Source organism: Laceyella sacchari (genome assembly GCF_004343255.1).
In the GTDB taxonomy this organism is placed as follows: domain Bacteria; phylum Bacillota; class Bacilli; order Thermoactinomycetales; family Thermoactinomycetaceae; genus Laceyella; species Laceyella sacchari.
In genome coordinates this window covers 269,487-288,322 of record NZ_SMDD01000001.1, presented here as the reverse complement: position 1 = coordinate 288,322, position 18,836 = coordinate 269,487, and the positions used below count along the sequence as shown (strand labels likewise).

15 protein-coding genes are annotated in these 18,836 nt (G+C 48.2%); 9 read left to right on the top strand and 6 right to left on the bottom strand.

Features of this window, described 5'->3' with window-relative positions:
* Nucleotides 1-144: 144 nt before the first annotated feature.
* The 7 genes from EDC32_RS01425 to EDC32_RS01395 all read left to right on the top strand — a co-directional run bounded on the left by EDC32_RS01425 (nucleotide 145) and on the right by EDC32_RS01395 (nucleotide 7,675).
* Nucleotides 145-924 (top strand): hypothetical protein, encoded by a 780-nt coding sequence (locus EDC32_RS01425; RefSeq protein ID WP_132219729.1) that lies wholly within the window; start codon nucleotides 145-147, stop codon nucleotides 922-924.
* 126 nt (nucleotides 925-1,050) lie between these two features.
* Entirely contained in the window at nucleotides 1,051-1,308 is a 258-nt protein-coding gene (locus EDC32_RS01420; protein ID WP_022737200.1) for a pilin, read from the top strand.
* Between the two features lie 84 nt (nucleotides 1,309-1,392).
* Entirely contained in the window at nucleotides 1,393-2,391 is a 999-nt protein-coding gene (locus tag EDC32_RS01415) for a conjugal transfer protein TrbL family protein (protein ID WP_132219728.1), read from the top strand.
* Between the two features lie 8 nt (nucleotides 2,392-2,399).
* Nucleotides 2,400-2,759 (top strand): hypothetical protein, encoded by a 360-nt coding sequence (locus tag EDC32_RS01410; protein WP_022737198.1) that lies wholly within the window; start codon nucleotides 2,400-2,402, stop codon nucleotides 2,757-2,759.
* Nucleotides 2,698-5,106, top strand: a complete 2,409-nt coding sequence (locus EDC32_RS01405; protein WP_132219727.1) for a VirB4 family type IV secretion system protein — start codon at nucleotides 2,698-2,700, stop codon at nucleotides 5,104-5,106. The genes EDC32_RS01410 and EDC32_RS01405 overlap by 62 nt, the downstream gene beginning before the upstream one ends.
* A 15-nt stretch (nucleotides 5,107-5,121) precedes the next feature.
* Nucleotides 5,122-5,631, top strand: a complete 510-nt coding sequence (locus EDC32_RS01400; protein WP_132219726.1) for a hypothetical protein — start codon at nucleotides 5,122-5,124, stop codon at nucleotides 5,629-5,631.
* Nucleotides 5,624-7,675, top strand: coding sequence for a chitosanase (locus tag EDC32_RS01395; RefSeq protein ID WP_132219725.1), 2,052 nt, complete (start codon nucleotides 5,624-5,626; stop codon nucleotides 7,673-7,675). The genes EDC32_RS01400 and EDC32_RS01395 overlap by 8 nt, the downstream gene beginning before the upstream one ends.
* A 48-nt stretch (nucleotides 7,676-7,723) precedes the next feature.
* Here EDC32_RS01395 and EDC32_RS01390 read toward each other — a convergent pair whose 3' ends face one another.
* The 6 genes from EDC32_RS01390 to EDC32_RS01365 form a co-directional block, all read right to left on the bottom strand.
* Nucleotides 7,724-9,298 (bottom strand): hypothetical protein, encoded by a 1,575-nt coding sequence (locus EDC32_RS01390; protein ID WP_132219724.1) that lies wholly within the window; start codon nucleotides 9,296-9,298, stop codon nucleotides 7,724-7,726.
* Between the two features lie 563 nt (nucleotides 9,299-9,861).
* Complete coding sequence (locus tag EDC32_RS01385) at nucleotides 9,862-11,625, bottom strand: VirD4-like conjugal transfer protein, CD1115 family (RefSeq protein WP_132219723.1); 1,764 nt, start codon at nucleotides 11,623-11,625, stop codon at nucleotides 9,862-9,864.
* A gap of 167 nt (nucleotides 11,626-11,792) precedes the next feature.
* On the bottom strand, nucleotides 11,793-13,217 hold the full coding sequence (locus tag EDC32_RS01380) for an RtcB family protein (RefSeq protein ID WP_425460149.1): 1,425 nt from the start codon (nucleotides 13,215-13,217) through the stop codon (nucleotides 11,793-11,795).
* 447 nt (nucleotides 13,218-13,664) lie between these two features.
* A complete protein-coding gene (locus tag EDC32_RS01375; protein ID WP_246026815.1) occupies nucleotides 13,665-14,627 on the bottom strand; it encodes a trypsin-like serine peptidase in 963 nt (320 codons plus the stop codon).
* 298 nt (nucleotides 14,628-14,925) lie between these two features.
* Complete coding sequence (locus EDC32_RS01370) at nucleotides 14,926-16,389, bottom strand: erythromycin esterase family protein (protein ID WP_132219721.1); 1,464 nt, start codon at nucleotides 16,387-16,389, stop codon at nucleotides 14,926-14,928.
* A gap of 173 nt (nucleotides 16,390-16,562) precedes the next feature.
* Entirely contained in the window at nucleotides 16,563-16,763 is a 201-nt protein-coding gene (locus tag EDC32_RS01365; RefSeq protein ID WP_132220873.1) for a cation transporter, read from the bottom strand.
* Between the two features lie 253 nt (nucleotides 16,764-17,016).
* Between EDC32_RS01365 and EDC32_RS01360 the strand changes: the two genes are divergently transcribed.
* Together EDC32_RS01360 and EDC32_RS01355 are read left to right on the top strand one after the other, a co-directional pair.
* Nucleotides 17,017-17,580 carry a TVP38/TMEM64 family protein gene (locus EDC32_RS01360; protein WP_158283176.1) on the top strand — a complete coding sequence of 188 codons (564 nt, stop codon included), beginning with the start codon at nucleotides 17,017-17,019 and terminating at the stop codon, nucleotides 17,578-17,580.
* Nucleotides 17,581-17,900: 320 nt separating this feature from the next.
* Complete coding sequence (locus EDC32_RS01355; RefSeq protein WP_022737947.1) at nucleotides 17,901-18,797, top strand: DMT family transporter; 897 nt, start codon at nucleotides 17,901-17,903, stop codon at nucleotides 18,795-18,797.
* The last annotated feature ends 39 nt before the right edge of the window (nucleotides 18,798-18,836 follow it).

Below are 18,836 nucleotides of genomic sequence, written 5' to 3'. Positions count from 1 at the left end.
CAATAAATATTTACTATTTTTTTATTCGTTTATATAATGGGATTAACTCAGCAAGGATATGGTTGACAAGAGTCATCCAATCTCCTCTCCTTTCTGCATTACTCTGGTAGGGGAAGAGAATCCAAAAAAGAAAAGGAGGAAATCGTGAAAAAGAACAACCGCCGTCACCAGCAGGGTCCGTCTTCCGACAAGAAATTTGACACGATAGCACTATTCACTAAACTGGACACTTCCAAAAAAACACCTCCTTCACCCCAACACAAACCCGAATCGACATCAACTCGTAGCTACAAATTTTGGATTCTCCTGACGGGCGGTCTCATCTTGTTCGCCCTGCTGGCCGTTGGTGGCTATCTTTTCTTTTTGGCGCCCAACACGCAAATGAAACCGACCACCATGGGCGAGAAGCCGCCAGTCTCCAAAGAGAAAACGACAGAAGAATCAAACCGCTCGACAGATCCTCCATTGCGGCAAAACCTCGTGCAAAACCCCAGCTTTGAAAATGACCTACAGGGTTGGCGCAGATGGGCTCCCGACGGGCAAAATCATGTCACTAGCATTGTAAAAGATTTCCCACACACCGGAAAAAAAGACCTGAACTACTGGTCGGACAAACCTTACAAGCAAAGAATATACCAAAAATTAGATAACCTGCCAAACGGCGTTTATGAAGCAAAAATCTGGTTGCGCAGCGGAGGCGGGCAACGCCACCTGGAATTCGGCGTGAGAAGTTACGACCGAAAAGAAAAAGGTGAAAAGGCGTCCATTGACCTCAAAAACAAAGCAATCCCCGATGTCTGGACGGAATTCACCGTACCCGACATCAAGGTCACCTCGGGCACAGCCACCGTGTTCATCTACAGCGAAGCCAAAGCGGAAAACTGGGCCGATTTTGACGATGTGCAATTTTACAGGATTAAGTGAAGCGCTTTGTTCACATGGGTTTACAAGCTAATTAAAAAATCATTCGGTTTCAATATTTCGATATCATGATATTTGTATTCCTATTAAAAATGTTCATTTGTGTCACACACATCAGGAGGGATTATCTTGGGCGGAACACCACAGTTTGTTAACGGACTGCAACAGATTTTACAATCGATCAGCAGTTGGATGCTGTTTTTGGTGCCGGGGGTCATCATCTTGACATTGGTTATCGGTGGCCTGATGCTGGCCAAAGCGGAAGACGGTTCAGAGACCAACGCGATCAAGGAACGGATGACCCGAGCCATCATCGGCGCTGCGCTGGCTGGGAGCGCCACATGGCTGGGAAACTGGATTTGGAAGATTTTGGGCGGCGGCCAATAACGGGGATACTCCATTTTCTCTTCCCCTCATCCCATGAGCCGGGATGGGGGTTTGTTTTTCCTCTGCGGAAGGAGGCATGAAGACATGTGCAAAAGCGGATTAAGCTTTTGGAAAATTTTCAGCGACCCGATCGGATTCGTCGTCGACTTGCTCGGGTTCGTCTTAGACAAAATCCTGATCGTGTTTGTCGATCCCATCAGCACATGGCTGACCACCGCTTTGGCCACGTTTGTGCAGATGGACGGCGCACACGGCGGGGGCAACAACTACTTCATCAACTCGATCGGTACCATCTTCACCAAAGACAAAGCCATCTTCACCACATTGGACAAATGGTTTGTGACGGGAGGTTTTACCCTTGCCACCATCTTTTTCATCGTCCGCATCTTGAAAGGGTTGCGCGATAACTTGACTGGAGAATCAGAGCCCAACTTCGCCGAAATCGTGGGCTCCTATGCAGTCAGTCTGGTACTCGTGATGGCGACTCCATACATCTTCTCCAATTTCCTGCTGAAACTGAATGTCGACATGTTGAACAGCTTTATCAGCATTTCGGGCACCTATAAGATTCAATCCGGCGAGAGCTTGTCCAAGATGGTCGACTTCTGCGCCTTGGAAGACCCGTGGCAACGCGTGTTTACCCGCATCATTCTGTTCATCGCCTTCGCTATTTTCGCATATGCGAGTGCGATGCGCTATGTGGAGTTGATTTTGCTGTATTTCTTGGGTCCGTTGTTCGCCACATCCTACACCAATCGCAGCAATCTGTACACCACTTATTGGACGGAAAGCATTGCCGTCATTTTCACGCAAAGCCTCCACTTCTTTTTGCTGACCCTGTTGTTGATGCTGATACGCAATATGGAACTGGGCTTGAACGGGGCCTTCTTCTCGAAACTGATTCTGGCGGTCGCCATCGTCATGGTGGCTTTGCAAGGACCGAAACTCCTGCGCCAATACTTGCAAGGCGCTGGCCTGGGTGGAGCCGGTTCAATCGTCAGATCAAAAGCCAGCCAGGCGATGACTAGGTTCAGGTATGCGAGAGCAACCGCGAAAACAAATAAAGCAGCAAGCGGAAAGTAGGTGAAATCATGCGGTACACCATTCCGCGCAATGTGAAAAAAGGGCAGAGCTTTCTCGGATTGGAGTTTAAGGGGTGGATTTACTTCGCCCCGACCGCGGTGGCATGCGGTGCGATCGGCTGGGGATGCTACCTGCTGACCCAAACGCCGGTCGCTGGCGTGATGGTCGCCGGCACACTTGGGGGCATGTTCTTCTATCTGTTCATGACCGATGAACGGAGCGGCGCAATGAACGGCGCCTTCTTGATTGACATCTTAAAGTGGGCCTATTCACAAAAAGTGCGACTTTATTGGGGGGAACAACATCATGGCGAAAAAATCGATACTCTCAAAATTAGGGTTGACCTCAAAAAAAGGGAAAGAGAATGAGGAAGAAGTCCAACAGATACCCATTCAAAGCATTGAATCCCATTACGTTCAAACGATAGACGGATATTATAAAATGGTGCTGAAAATCACAGACACCATTAACTCTGATTTGTTGTCGGATGACGACATCGTGTTAGCGGTGGAAGCGATCCAATCCTGCCTCAATGCGGTGACGATTGACAATGCCGTGCAAATCCTCATCTCATCCGAGCGGATCGACATCGAGCAATACTTCGAATATCTGGACAAAAAAGCGGAGCAAGCAGAAGAGGAGGACGACAACTATCTGTTGCAACGCATTTTGTCCAAAAAACTGTTTTTGCAGAACTATGCGCAAAATGCCCGTAACATTCACAACTTTTACCTCATCTTGCATTCCAACGTCAAAAATGCCGTGGACGCGCACGACCAGCTGTACGACATGTCCCTGTCCATGATGGAATACCTGGAGTCCGGGGGCATGGGAGCAATTCCTGCTTCCGGGGATGAAATCAAAAAAGTTTGTTATGAAAAACTGAACCCTCAAACATCGCAACGACAGCCTTACTATCCCGATATGAAGCTGTCAGCAATCGCTCCCCTTGCAATCCGGGATCACCAAGGTCGCTACTTGGAAATGGACGAGATGTACCACAGCTTCTACACCTTTTCCAATTTCCCCGATGAAGTGGGTGCCGCCTGGCTTAAACGCGTTGTCAGTACCAAGGCTAACCTGGATTTGTCCATCATCTTGCGCCCGACTGACAAAACCCTGTTCGTCCGCTCCACCAGTGCCAAGATCATTGAGCTGGAGAGCAAATTGATGGGCTCCCTTCCCCCCATGTACCAGCAAAAATATGAGCGGGAGCGGCAGAGCTTGGAAGAATTGATGCAAAGTCTGCAATCCGATGCAGAAAACTTATTCAGCACCACCTTCATCATCTGTGTGAAAGAGGAGAACATGGATGAGCTGAAGTCCGCCGAAAAAAGGTTGGAAACGGCGATCGCATCCAGCCGCTTCCGCGCCAAAAAGCTTTTGTACCAAGGGCATAAGTTGATGTGGTATCTCCTGCCGATCTGCTATGCCGCCGATCTGGAATTTGAACGCCGTGTCGGCTGGCCGATGCAATCCACCTTGGTCGCATCCATTTTGCCATTCAACTCTTCAGACCTGAACTTTAATGAAGGGGTCTTAAAAGGCATGAACGGCAAAACGGACAGCCCGGTCATCTATGACCGCTACAACAACCTCTTTTTCAACAACCCCAACGAAGTGGTGTTTGGGGAGTCGGGTTCGGGGAAAAGTTTTTACTTACGTCTGGACATGTTGCGCCACATCACGACCGGGCGCAGCGAGCGCATCTTCGTGATCGATCCCGAGCGCGAATATTTTATCCCTCATGCCGAGCGGATTTTGTTCCGGTTGGGGTCAGAATTCACGACCAACCCATTTCACATCCGTTCCACAGTCGTGGACAGCGATGACAGCACCACTGACGGAAAAAATGACATCCAACAGTACTTGCGGCGAAAAATCGCGGAAATGATGAGCTTCTTTTCCTGGATCTGCCCCAACTTAAGCCCGATTGAAAAAGCCCTGCTGACAGAAGGGATCCAACGGGCCTATGAGGAGAAAGGGCTCACCTTGCATGGCGATGATGCGAAGATGCCCGACCAATTCCCCACCTTGAGTGACTTGGTTCGGATCTTGGAAAAGCAAGAGGGATCCCAAGAGATTATCGCCACCTTGAAACCATACGTGACCGGCCCCTATTCCAGCATGTTCAACGGGCAGACCAACTGGAACATGGATGGCAAGGTTACCATCTTTGACATCCACGAGTTAAGCGATGAAGTGAAACGTCCCTTGATGGACTTGTTATTGAAAGAAATCTGGGAAGAGATGAAGATTGACCGTTCCGAAAGAAAAGGGTTGTATGTTGATGAAGCCTGGCTTTTAGCGGATGAAGACAACCAGCAGACGATGAAATTCCTGCGCGAAATCGCCAAACGGGTGCGTAAATACGGCGGCTTCCTGACCACGGCGACGCAAAACGTCGACGACTTCCTGACCATCGGGAAATACGGCACCGCCATCTTTAACAACGCGTTTATCAAAACATTTATGCGCATGTCTGAGAAGGACATCGAAGAATTATCCCGCTTCATGAATTTCTCAGAAAAAGAGCTCAGCATCCTCGGCAAGCGAAAACAGCAAGGATATTGCATTCACATTGCTGCGGGGAAACGGATTGAAATGAAGGTGAAGTCTTCGCCGGATGAACAAAAAGTGCTCAATCTGAAAGTGACAGAAAACAAGTTTAGCCGCAAAGAGCAAATGGAACGCGCACTTCACCAATCACTGTAGAAAGGGAAGGCGACCATGAACAAACATGTCAGAATCCTGCTCGTCATTGGCATCCTCGGGCTGTTCGGCTTTGGATTCAGCCATGTCAACCTTTTCTCATGGGTGATTGGGGGTGGCGGCTCCCCCGCGGAAACCAAACCGACAGCGACGGAGCAGGATGCGATCAAGTCTCGAGAGGTGGCAGAGTCATTCGTCCGCCACTATGTCCCTTATGATGCGGACAATCCCTTGGCCTACATCGACAAGATCCAACCGTTTGTCACCAACGATTTTTTTAAGCGATTTGCAAAAACCGGCTCATTGACCGGTTCCGAAATTACCAAAAAAGAATTAAAAGCATTGAAGGTTTTTCCCGTTGACGGGGGCAATGCAACCGAAATGGAATGGAATGTGGTGACAGTTCAGGCACTCACCCTGAAGAGCGGAACGACCATGGATGATGAAGAATGGTTTTGGGTCACCGTGGTGAAGGACAGCGATGGGAAATGGCGCGTAAGCGAGTTGCAGGTGAGCTCCGATGGGTGAAAAAGTCCTCGCCAGACTGTTCGCAATGGTCTCAGCCGCGATCGCCGGATCGGGCATGATCATTTTCTTGATCCCTTTTCTGCTGATCGTCGCCTTCGTCGCCTTTTTGGCCATGATCTTAGGCCCCATCTTCACCTTGATCACTGGTCACAGCATTGACATTCCCAGCGATGTGGACCGAGAAGCAGATCAACAGGCGGAATCCCAGATCGGCCCCTTGGGAATGACCGGCACCTTGCAAGCATATTACCAAGGAGCACAACAGCAATATCAAGTGCCTTGGGCCTTGGTAGCCGCCGTCCATTACAAAGAATCGGGATTCGGAGGCAAAGTAACGCCAAACTCCGACAATAAAGTGGGGGAACAACTAAACGATAATACACATCTAAGTTCCTTCAACCTGCGGCGCAAAATCTGGGTCGGCTCCAATTACACCCCGTACAAACAGCAAGATGTGGAATATTTCCCAGCAAAGCGTATCAGTGATGCTGGTGGTTATGGTGTTGATGCCGATCAAGACAGCTACGCCGACCCAAAACAAACTTGGGATGCGGTATTCACCGCCGCCCGCTACATGCAAGTGAAAGGCATTGCTCTCAACCAATCGGATGATCAACTCAGAAAACATTTGATCGCTTACTATAAGGATAATCGCGACGGTACCGATCTCCAGGCCCAAGAATATGCACAAGATGTGTTGTACTACTACCATGAGATCGAAAAGCAAGCCTCCGATGCAAACAGTTACACCATCCGACCAATTGATAGCGGAGTGGTAGACGTGCCTGGCTATGGCAACGGCTCAGATCCGGTTTCTGATATCCCCACCGATATCAATCCGCCCGAGAACCTGAGCTGGCCAACCCCCTTCACCCGCACCATCACCTCTCCCTTCGGTTACCGTGTTCATCCTATCAAGAAAACCCGGCGGTTGCATACTGGTGTCGATATTGCGGCACCGGGGATCGCCGGCAAACCGGCGGCGGCTGTCGCCGATGGGAAAGTGGTATTCGCCGGACAGATGGGCGGCTATGGCAACACGGTGGTGATCGATGTCGGTGGCGGCATTTCCGTACTATACGGCCATCTGCAAAAAATCTTGGTAAGCAAAGGCTCGACGGTGCGCAATGGTCAAACGGTCGGGCTGATCGGGTCCACTGGCTGGAGTACCGGGCCGCACTTGCACTTTGAAGTGCGGATTCGCGGAACTCCGGTGGACCCCATGCCTTACCTGACCGGGAAAGTCGTTTTTCCAGGCAACGAGCAAACGGACAAGCCGTCTGGTGAAACGAAACCTCCCGCCAAATCCAACCTGCCACCTTCATCATCAGCGCAGAAAAGACGGACGGAACAAATCACCAGTGTCTTTGAAAACGGCACAACCGAGATCCAATATGACTATGTGGAATATTTAAACGACGGACGGGGATACACCAGCGGGAAGGCCGGATTCACCACCGGCACCGGTGATGCTTACGAAGTTGTCCGCCAATATACCAACCGCGTCCCTGACAATCCGCTCGCCCGTTTCCTACCGGAGCTAAAACGGCTCATCTCAGCTACTGCCCCCGATGATATCTCCGGTTTGGTCGGGTATGAAAAAGCGTGGAAACAAGCCGCCAAAGACCCCCAATTCCTGGCTGCACAAGACGCGGTTACCGATCAAATGTATTACAACCCAGCCCTTAAGCACGCCGAACGTGTGGGTGTAACAACCGCGCTGGGAAAAGCAATTTTCTACGATTCAATCATCCAGCACGGGGAAGGGGACGACCCAGACGGATTTCCCGCACTGATTGAGAAAACCAGCAACAAAGCCAACGGCACACCCAAATCTGGGGTCAATGAAAAAGAGTGGGTCACAATGTTTCTAACGGTACGTCAAGATGTCTTGTCCCATGCGCACAACCCCGACACCCGCGATGAATGGTCTCGCTCGGTGGGCCGAGTTCGCTCCCTGATGCAAATCGTGAAAAGTGGCAACTTTGACCTGAACGGCCCTTTCACCTTTGAGTGGGAAAACAAGCCATATACGATTCAGTAATCTCAGCGCACAACGTGAACAGGGCGATCAGATGATCGCCCTGTTTTCTCATTCCTTATGTTCTTCTGTTGAATGGCTATTTGCCTGTTTGGCATTTCTCTTTTTCTTCCGCGGTTTGGTGCCCGTTGATGGCCCACTCTCCTCTGTAGCTAAGCCCAGTTGTTGGAGCAATGCTTGTTTACGCTGTTCGTATTCTTTCTGCTTCAAATCCTGCTTTTCTTTTTCCTGTCGTTCCCACTCCAACCGTTCCTTTTTGAGCGCCTCCAACTTCTGCCGTAGCTCTTTCTCCACGGCACGACGTTGCTCCCGCTCCTTCTCCAGCCGCTCATGTTCTCTCGCCTTCCATTCTGTCCATTCCTGTTTCAACCGTTTCAACTCTTCACTCGCTCGCTCTTTGTCATCGGCAGAGGAGTGACTCGTTTCTGACGAATCCGCCTTTGCATCTGGCGTTTCAGACTCCGGCAGGATCTGCGCCTCCTGTTCCGCTGGCGCTTTTTCATTGGTTGGCCTTTTTTTCTTCTCCAATTTTGCCCGCTTCTGCTTCTCTGTCGTCTTCTCCTGCTCTTCTTCCCGCTCTTGTTCCTTTTCTGGTGGGCTATCAACCTGCAATGCTTGGCTCGGTTTTGCTTTCAGTTTGTTCCTCTGCTCCTGTTGCAATTTCTCAAGCTCCCGCTGCTGTTGTGCCAACATCTCCTGCATTTGCCGTATCTGCTGTTCCATCTCCAAGCGTTGCTGTTCCAACTGTTCATGCCGCAGCAGTTCGTATTGGAGCCGCAATTGCTCTGCATAGTCCTGCTGTAGCGGTTCTTCCTCAAGCACCATCTCACTTTCAGCTGGCGGCAGCGTTTGTGACCCGCTCGACTCAATCTGTTTGGTTGCCGGCATGGGCGGTACGGGTGGCGGTGACTTCACCCCCGTCGGCTCACTTCCACTAAACCAGCGACTGAACAGGGTTCCGCTTCCTTGATTCTCCTTTCGCTTCTCAAACTGGTCGATCTGTTCCAATATTTGGTTAAACGATTTCTCGCCCAACGTTTTTTCAATAAGCCGAATCATCGGCCTGGAAGCGGAAAAACCCCGCGGCAACCGCTTGAGTGGCGCATCAGGAAACTCACCTGACAGGGCACTGAACAAAAAAGTGCCCCAACTCATCGGTGGTTGTGGAGAAGTGATTTGCTCTATCCCGCAAAACAACACCCGCAATTGATGATGCTGGTTCAAGCCAATATTGCGAGGATCGGGCAACAAATACATCGGCAACGATTTTTCCTTTAACTTCTTAGCCAAATCGAGCAACTGCTTCGTCCATTCAATCAACTGGGATTCATCCCGCTGTTCGGCCACCGCTTCATACAAAGGATGGATCGGTTCATACGGACGAACCAGCACCAGGTAGTTTTTATCAGCAAACACTTCCTCGCAAGGAATCACCAATGGATGATTCAATGATCGATATTGTTGAATCGCCCAAGAAGAAGCTGGCTTCCGCAAGAGAACGGCTTGCAGGTAATATCGCTTAGATTCGGACTTGGCAATGGCCAATTGCCCATCAAAGAATGAAACGGTCTGTTCGATGTGATAACAACCTCTATAAGCATGTTCGTCGCGAAACAATGACAACATCTCTCGCCTCCAGCTCTGTCGCATACATCAAGCAAAAACCAAAACTAACATCCCTTTCAAATTGAGAATATCACAAATTTTAACAACATCGATTTGCCGCTAGTTGATTTTCACTAAAAAGAAATAATCCACTTCAAACAAATAATACCCTTTCACTTCAGCCGTCCAGCTCAAATGAAGACAGGAAAAACCTTATCAACCATTGATCCATGCGAATCAAGCCTGTTGCATGCATCCACCGTTGATAAGGTTTTTGTTGTCTCTTCTTTCTCATTTCCCTGACTCGAATTTGAAATGGATAGGGATGGTAAGGTGTGTCTGGCAAATCAGGTTGGCAGGAAAAACCTTTTCTCAAGAAGCGCTGATGGACAAGTGAAGCGAATGAGAACATGGTTTTGGAGCCGCTGGCCTATTCACCAGACACGCTATAGAAGTGATTTGTTTGAGTTTGAAAAGGGTTGTGTCATTGCTGCAAATGGTTGTGGTGATAAAAGCGCCTTAATTATAGCATAAATTTATATATTATCAACATACGAAACCTTTCCATCTCTCTTTCGTCGATGTCAAAACGAGGTCGTTTGGTGAGATTGAAACTCCCTGAGAGCAAGATAATCAAAGCGGCTCGTCAAATTGGATTCATTTAAAACCCCTTTGAAAAACTCATATTGGAATGCCTTGCGCAATCGGATGCCATGCATGCCGGCGACCAACAAGATTGCTTCTTCCCTCGGCAATCGCGTTAATTCATCTGGTGTCAGCAAGTTTCTGGCCGAATAACTTTTCGAAACCGAACCCGGATCTCCCAGTTGGATGGACGAAGAAGTGGACGACGTTCTAACAGTCGTTTGTCCTATCAATTGGCTGAAATATTCCGCCGTCAGCTTGTCCCCCACTCCCAGCAAAAAGCGTAAGCTGCAATTGCCCACAATCGCTTCGGCTTTGTCCTGGCTGTATTTGTCGATAAGCTGACCGATCGACTGGATAATCGTGCTGGCACTGATGCCATAACTGCGGCAAGTGGCCAAGATTTCCTCATAGCCGGGAATCGTACCCAGATTGGGGAACTCATCCAACAACAAATTCACTTTGACTGGCAGCCGGTTGAAGTTTTTGTCGGCCACATCATACAAGCGCTGAAACATTTGGCTGAAAAAAGTGGAGATAAGTGGTTCCCAGGTGGCATCAGCCACAGGCAAGATGCAGTAGACGATCATTTTGCGTTTGCCGATGTCATCCAGTTTGAAATCGCTTGTTTCCGTAAACTTGCGGACATCGGTGGGATCAAACTTGGACAATGTGACGCCCAAAGAAATGAAAATGCTGGCTCGCACCCGCTCTTCTGCCATCTTCACCACCAAATAGGCTTGATAAGCCGGATGGTCTTCTTTCAATTTCCTAAACGTGCTGTCCATCCGCTTGGGATTGGCCCCTTGTACCGTCAGGATCTCCTTCACTTTGGCCATCGTCGCCTCTTCCGGATACTCGTACTTCACGTACAACAACAGCGTTTTCAACAAGGCGATTTCAGCCCGCGTCCAAAAATCCGGTTTGATGTCAGTCTGAGAGTTCAAGACAATCGTGGTGGCGATTTGCTCCGCATCAATCTCTTTGTGAATATAGTCAAGGGGATTATACCGGTCGCTGATAGTCATCTCCTTAAAATTGACCAAACGAACTTCATAGCCTTGTTGCCGTTTTAACTCTGCGGTCGCCTCGTAAATCTCTCCCTTGGGATCGGTCACCACAATCGACCGCTCTCGTTCATGTATGATATTGGTAAGGATATAAGACTGTGTTTTGCCCGAACCGGGAGAACCTACGATAAACACGTTGCGGTTGGGAATCTTTGTCGTCTCAGGCAAGATCACCGGTTTGTTGCGATACAAGCCAAAGATCAGCCCGGCGGGATTGTTCATATTTTTGGGGCCGCTCATATTTTTAGTGCGCTTGGCAAACGTCTTGTCGTTAAATATCTCACGGCTGTTGGCAAACCGGGAAGTTCCGTACGCTCCATATGAAGAAGCTTCCTTGTACACAGTATCCCTAGCAAAAAAGCGATAAACCAAGTAGGCCAAGATCAACGCGATAACACAAGCAAACGCCAAAAACTCTGTAAAGCTTTCCTGTTGCCAAGCTTCTTGAAAAACCCTGACCGGGTTAGACATGTAACTCCAAAACACTACCCCATCCGGAGGTCCCTGCTTGCTAAGGCGCGGCCCCCAATGCATAATTCCGGCGCCAAGCCACCCGATTGCACCCCACATCATCAAAAACACCACCAGCGCGCCCACCGCCGCGCCCGGAGAAATGTTCAGCTTTTTAAGCATGAGCTTCACCTTTTTCGTTTTACTGAATGGTTATAATTTGGCGCGCGGTTCGCTTTCACGCGAATCCCCTCGCCTCTGATTTTCATTTAACAGCATTGTATTATTTATTATAATAGTTAATCTATAAAAATGATTTGAAATCAATCAGTCAAATAGTCCCTCTCCGGTCACGTTCCTTTCACCACTGCCATCGGGCGGCATTCCGCTACCACCGAGGCTAGTCCCGCTCCTACTACCGAATCGATGATTTGATCTACATCTTTATACGCTTGCGGACACTCTGTCAAAATATGCTCCAATGTCCAGCGGTTGACGACCACTTCTTCTTCCGTCCCCACATTCATCGAATGGGCGAACGCATCCACAGACACATGTTCCCGCACCGCATCCCGAGCGTAAATGCGCCCCGCACCATGGCAGATGGAATAAAAATTCTTCTCCCCGCTTTTCGCTCCCACCATGATATACGACGCCGTTCCCATCGAACCTGGGATCAAAGCGGGATGCCCCGTTGCCCGATAAGGTTCGGGATTCAATTCATGTCCGGCAGGTAATGCGCGGGTCGTTCCTTTGCGGTGAACCAACATCGACTGGCCACGATGTGTTTCCTCCAACGCATAATTGTGCATCAAATCATACAAAACGGGCATTTCCAGATCGGTGCCGAACACCTCTTGGAACGCTGCTCGCACGCCAAACGCGATCATGTGCCGGTTGGCGACGGCATAATTTAAAGCCGAATACATCAGATTGAGGTACCATCTCCCTTCTTCTGCATGAATCGGGACATAAATAAGCCTGGGATCACGGGTGCCGATGCCCCACATCTCCATCGCGTCTTTGATGCGGTTCGTATATTCCGACCTCAACATTCGCCCCCAAGCGCGAGACCCGGAGTGGATCATCACTACCACCTGGCCGTCAAACAACCCCCACTTCTCAGCTATCTTCCGTTGCCCTTCATCCACCCGTACATGCTGAATTTCGATGAAATGATTTCCCCCGCCCAACGTCCCCAATTCCCTGCCTGTTTGTTTCCATATACGCTCAGGAAGGATCTCCAGCGCAGCCATATCATACGCAAACCGGGCATGCTCCAAATGAGTAACGGAGCGAACGGCACTCACGTCACCCCGTTCGGGCAGATACTCCGCAGGCAGACCGTAAACCCCCTCTTTCACCACCCGTTCCAGCTCAATGTTGCGAAAAGGAGAGGCAATCCGTTTGGTTGGAACGTATTTTTCAATTCTTTTAATCAGCTTGCGCCGCACCTTTTTATCTTGCAGATCCCGTTTATGTAAGGGGGTCAAATGAACCCTGATGCCACAACCAATATCTGAGCCCACAATGGACGGGGACACGAAACCATCGCTCATCTTCCACACCGCCGTTGTGCCTACGCACGCACCAGACGACACGTGCGCATCCGGCGTATAACTCATAAAATGATTGCGTGGTATGCGCAGATTGTTATCCGCCATCTTGTATACTTTTCTGTCCAACGAAGCGAGCACTTCCGCATTGGCAAACAAATGCAACACCCCGTTGCGCAACTTTACCGTCTGATGGTATTTCCCAACTTCCCTGGCCATGCTCATCGCTCCTGTCTGTGATTTCGCCGCACATCGTCAGAAAGACTGATGTTCACCTCGGCGACCCTTCAGCCTCTGGCTCATCAGCCTTTTACCACCAGCCGCCCAATACATTTCATACAACATAAAAGGTATATATCAATATTAAATAAAAACGCACTTCTGATTAAACTTATTTTTATTAAAAATATAAACGATCCTTTTGAGAAAAGGGTCTTCCGTCGCTTCTTCCCTGCCAACTTGATTTGCCAAACGCACTCCAGGTAGTCAAACAGAAAACACCACCTGTCGAAACAAGTGGTGTTTCTCTTACGTAATGTTATCCATTGCTCCGGTAGCTGGTAGCACATGGCTCCCTGCTTCAAATACAATCTCCATACCACACGGCTAAAACAACCCTTCCCTGAACAGCACCACTCAGGGAAGGGTAATCATATTTATATGGGATTATCTGTTTTTCCAAGTGTTCAGATTATTAAATACCTCTTGAGTAATACGAGTTCCTCGATTGTATGGGTTGCCGCCGTATACACCATTGGTGTGGATCGCGATGCTGCAAGTGCCGCAACTGCTGGAGTTGTAAACCGGCGAGCCGCTTTGTCCACCGTAGGTGTCATTAGCATAGTGCACTTTATATGTGTACGTTTCACGTACTTGGTCGGCATCCTCCCACTGGGTGCCGTAGGTTTTGTCACCGGGATAACCGCTGATGTTTTGCGCCATCCCATTCAACGAACCGGATACCACGCGCAAACCAAACCATCCCGTGCTGTCGCCGATGGGCTTATCCAATTTGATCGCACCATAATCATAGTTGGTGTCGCCATTTTGCGTCCAGCCCGTGACGGAGAAGAAATTGACCGCATTGGCATAGCCATACGGAGCGGTACTTCCATTGCGCCCAGGGTATACTTTTGCCCAAGAAGCCCATTTGCCGGAACCCGGATCATAAATGCAGTGACCCGCCGTCGCCACAGTGTCAGCGTCAATCATCCAACCGGTACAACCACCGATATCGCTTTCAATATGAGCGATAGCGCGGTAGGGATATGTAGTCGTATTGGTCACCCGGGTGCGTTCATCCGTGCCGATCACGGATTCGGTGCTCACGTCGCCTTCGTTCCCCTCAGCGGAACGGACGGGAGCCACTTTGCCACCTTTGATCTTTACCGGGGACTTTTTGCCTGTTCCTTCATACCCTTTCACATAGGAGCCATTGGCCTCGGTCACAACACCGCTAAAGGTCTTCGCCGCTTCAAAAACGGTGCCGTCACTGGACACAGGCGTATGTGGTGAAAGCTTGCCCGATGTCGCACTTGCGGTTGGTGTCCCCACTGCAAACGGCATAGCGAGAACAGCCGAAAGGGACAGAGAAACAATCGAAAGCCCTATGCGCTTCTTTTTGGTCAATATATTCACACCTTTCTAAAATGTTAAACTCAACTTCCAAAAATATTATTCATCAGATAACTATTATTGTCAAGATATATTCTATAAATTCTAAATGAATTAACTGTTATAATAATAAATTAAGCTAAAAAACAAACATCTCCTTTGTACTTTTGGTATTTTATAATGAAATATATGGATAAAATTATTGAGTATTTAGCTTGATCCACCTTTTTTTGTTGACTGGTTTATGCTATTCCAACGACAACCAGCGGCCCAATCCCTTGCTTTGGGATTGGGCCGCTGGTTAAGCATGTATTTATCTGTGTCCCCAAATCGATCCGTAAACCCAAGGCTCCATCCCGGATGCAGAACGAACGGAGGGCGCGGACTTAAGAGATTTGTTTTGATTGTCTATATATGCAGGCATGTGCGTCTCATCGATAAATAAAATTCCATCATACTGTTCGCGTGGCACCAACTTCTCATCCCACAGCCCCCAGTCTAAGGCTTGACGTTCCGTGTACATCCATTTGGTACCTGGTGTGTTGCCTTGACGCAACAAATCCACAAACAAATTGGTGTGTCCGGCTTTCTCCAGAATGGACTCCAGATTGCCTTCCGGATGAGGATAGCGCACCGGCGCAGGCTCCCTGTTGTTAAGTGCGGATACCCCACGATTCATGTACAGACCCACCACATACGATTTGTTTTTCAGGTGGTGTGGCAACAGTTGCCCCATAGTGGGTACGGAAGCTCTGTATGGGTTAACGGTCTTGGTGTTGGCTTTTCGAATATGGATATTATGCGCCCATACAATGATCTTTTTGTCAGGATACAGCTTTTCGGCCAACCAAGTGAGGTGCTTCGCCATTGCTTGATCCCGCAACACGGAGGCTTCGTCCAACGCTTTTTGAGCTTCTTCGTATTTCTCCTCTTGCATATACTTGGCAAACAGGATATATTTCTCCAAAATGTGATCGATGGTGTGAATGCGGTCTTGCAGAGCATATTCAGTAATTGTGATCAACTTGGGATGTTTCGGGTAACGGCTGGACAAGGCTCGCTTGTTGTCCCGAACAAACTTCAGCAACTCCTTATAATTATTGATCAATGACCCTTTTTCAGCGCGGAACCGCTCCACATCGGTTTCCGTGGCATAGGTTTGCAGAAAACGAGTTTCCGTTTGATACGCTTTTTCCGCCATGGCTGGATTGACAGACTCAAACCATTTCTTCAAAAATTCTTGATAATTGCCTTGTGGTTGCATGTCAAATCCAGCAAGCGTGAGCGGATCTTTGCCGCTTTTCTCCTTTTTCAAATATTCAAATAGCGGGAGTGTTTCTTTTGTGTGCCATATGCCATAAATGGCGTTCTGCATTGTATTTAGCGGAGTCGCTTGTCCTGCGTGCAAATCGGCGGCGGCCGTTTCAACCAGACCCGATTCAAAAGCGATGACATCATAATCCAGCTCTTCATGCAAATACTGGATCAATCTCGCTTTAGAGGAGTTAAACTCAGCAGCACCATGTGAGCTTTCCCCCAACATGACGACTCGTTTGCCTTTCAGAACCTTTTTCAAAAAGCGTAAATCGCGAAAGGTGTCCCCTTGGCTAGGAGCCAGCTTTTCCACAGCATGAGAACGCTTTTGCAACCAGGTTGTCCATGCAGGATCTTCTGTCGAAGCAGTCGTTGCGGCAAAGCTGATGTTACTTGACAAGATCGTTGTTACAGACAAACAGGCCGCCATGGCAAGAGCAAATCTTTTTCTCTTGTTGTTCATGAAAGCACCCCTTTCCGTATCCTTTATTACCCGAATTTCCTTAACATTAAATAAACAATAGTTGAACAAATGGTGAACCCGCGCTACAAGACGATACAAAACGAGCAGGCCGTGGGCATTACGATTTGTGAATACCCACGGCCTGACAATTTCACTTTACAGATATCAAGCGATTAAATCACATCATACCCTTGCTCTTCAATTGCCGCTTTGATTTGTTCGATATTGGCCCGACTCTCATCGTATGCCACAGTAACCATGCCGGCTTTTAAATCAACCGTCGCTTCCTCTGTCAAATCCTTAAGCGCCCCGGTGACAGCATTGGCACAATGATTACAAGACATGCCTTCCACCCGCAAGGTTTCTTTGATCATGCGCATGCGGAATCCGCCTCTTTTCTTCATTATTTTCAATAGGAGCCCAACGCTCAACACTCACTCTGCCGCATATAAAACAGATCGCATCGAGTGACTTATCAGCTCCTTTTCACCCATGGTACTATACCCCACCATAGTATGTAAAGGACGTTTTTAGGCAATGGCCGACGAAAGGCGATGTCGGGAACGGTTTTATGTTATAACAAATCAAAAGGCATGTAAGATGGAAGTCTTGGATTGGAGGGTTTTAATGGAAAACTCATTGGCGCACCTGTTCTCCGAGCTCGGATATTGGGCGATTCTCGCCAGCTTGTTACTCAATGGCATCATTCAAGTCCTCGGTTTTATCCCTTCAGTGTTTCTCACCACCGTCAATGTGTTGATTTGGGGGCCTTGGCTTGGCGGATTATTATCTTGGCTGGGGGAAGTGATCGGCTCGGTCGCCGCTTTTCTCCTTTACCGCAAAGGTATTCAACTAGCAAAGGTGGAGCGGCATACGCATTGGCGATGGATGCAGACCTTAAACAATCTATCTCCCCTAAGACAATGGCTCGCGCTCATCCTGGCCCGTCTCACTCCGTTCATTCCTGCCGGGGCCGTCAACCTCGTTGGTGCGTTGACCACTGTTTCCTTGTCGGTGTTTTTCTTGTCCACCGCGATCGGCAAGATTCCGTCAATGGCTTTGGAAGTGTGGTTTAGTCACGGTCTCATCCACATCGAACAAAATGCGGTGCAAGTCACACTCACCCTGATTGCCGTCGCAGTGGGATACGTGGTGTTAAAAAGGCGCGCCAAAGCCAACGACGGGCAATAAAAGACATGCGGGCTCCGCTCCTTCTACTCGCACCATCAGCGAGACGATGGACAGGCCGATGCCCGCCTCTTGATATACAGTCTCCCCCTGTGTTGCCCATGCCCCGGTCACTTAGAATGTTGAAACGACACAAAATCCATTTAAAGTCTTTGTTCACTAATTTCATTATTAAGCAAACATAATTGATATTATATTTCGTATTACATTAAAGGTAATAGCTGGGCGAGCAATTTTCTATTAACAACTGGAAAGAACTAACTACATAAATTAAAATGGACTTTGTCTTAGGACAGAGCCCATTTTTAATGAGGTGAATGAAAGTGAAAAAGAATATTCAATTGCAGCCTAAGCCCTCACAAGAGTTAAGCAATTGGAAATGGATTGTTCCCGTAAGTTTTATCTTAACATGGAGCAGTGGAGCAATCTTTGTCAAACTGGGTTTAGAGTATGCCAATCCTTTTACGTTCGTATTTCTTCGTTTTCTATTGTCAACAATATTACTCTGGGGGATTTGTCTGACAATCCGTACCACTTATCCGAAAACAGTGAAAGAGTGGGGGTACATTGTAGTTACGGGTCTTCTATTGCAAGCTGGATACCAAATTTTTTATTTCACCGCACTAGATCAACACATGTCGCCTGGAATCTTAGCCATCATCTTAGGTGCACAACCGATTATTACGGCTTTTTTTGGAGAAACCAAAACTAGATACTATCAATGGTTTGGGCTTTTCTTAGGGTTAAGTGGACTAATCCTAGTCGTTGCCGATAATATCACAAAACCAAACTTTACACTATACAGCTTAATCAGTGCAATATTATGTTTGGTCTGTATAACGATCGGTACTTTTATGCAAAAGAAAATCCAGATCAGTCAGCCAATCAACATGGCCATTCAATATTCCGGAGGCCTCTTGATAATCCTCATGCTTCTCCCGTTTTTTGGAGGATGGCACGTTCAATGGAATTCCACTTTCCTCCTCAGTTTGTTTTGGATGGCTTTTGTTATTTCGGTAGGAGCTTCAATGATATTGTACTTTATGATCCAAAAAGGGAATCTGACAAACGTCACTAGTTTGTTGTATGGCGTCCCACCTGTCACTGCACTAATGGATTACATAATTTTTAAAAATCAACTGTCGTTAGTGGCTTGCTTAGGAATGGCGTTTATTATTATCGGTCTATTCCTAATTAATAAACAAGGAAAGGTCGTATAATTTGTTTGCGAATTTATGTTTTTCACATTTTATGTCATC

Coding starts and splice junctions, on each gene's coding strand:
- EDC32_RS01415 (WP_132219728.1), top strand. CDS start 1,393: ATGTGCAAAAGCGGATTAAGCTTTTGGAAAATTTTCAGCGACCCGATC.
- EDC32_RS01410 (WP_022737198.1), top strand. CDS start 2,400: ATGCGGTACACCATTCCGCGCAATGTGAAAAAAGGGCAGAGCTTTCTC.
- EDC32_RS01405 (WP_132219727.1), top strand. CDS start 2,698: ATGGCGAAAAAATCGATACTCTCAAAATTAGGGTTGACCTCAAAAAAA.
- EDC32_RS01400 (WP_132219726.1), top strand. CDS start 5,122: ATGAACAAACATGTCAGAATCCTGCTCGTCATTGGCATCCTCGGGCTG.
- EDC32_RS01395 (WP_132219725.1), top strand. CDS start 5,624: ATGGGTGAAAAAGTCCTCGCCAGACTGTTCGCAATGGTCTCAGCCGCG.
- EDC32_RS01390 (WP_132219724.1), bottom strand. CDS start 9,298: ATGTTGTCATTGTTTCGCGACGAACATGCTTATAGAGGTTGTTATCAC.
- EDC32_RS01385 (WP_132219723.1), bottom strand. CDS start 11,625: ATGCTTAAAAAGCTGAACATTTCTCCGGGCGCGGCGGTGGGCGCGCTG.
- EDC32_RS01380 (WP_425460149.1), bottom strand. CDS start 13,217: ATGGCCAGGGAAGTTGGGAAATACCATCAGACGGTAAAGTTGCGCAAC.
- EDC32_RS01370 (WP_132219721.1), bottom strand. CDS start 16,389: ATGAACAACAAGAGAAAAAGATTTGCTCTTGCCATGGCGGCCTGTTTG.
- EDC32_RS01365 (WP_132220873.1), bottom strand. CDS start 16,763: ATGATCAAAGAAACCTTGCGGGTGGAAGGCATGTCTTGTAATCATTGT.
- EDC32_RS01360 (WP_158283176.1), top strand. CDS start 17,017: ATGGAAAACTCATTGGCGCACCTGTTCTCCGAGCTCGGATATTGGGCG.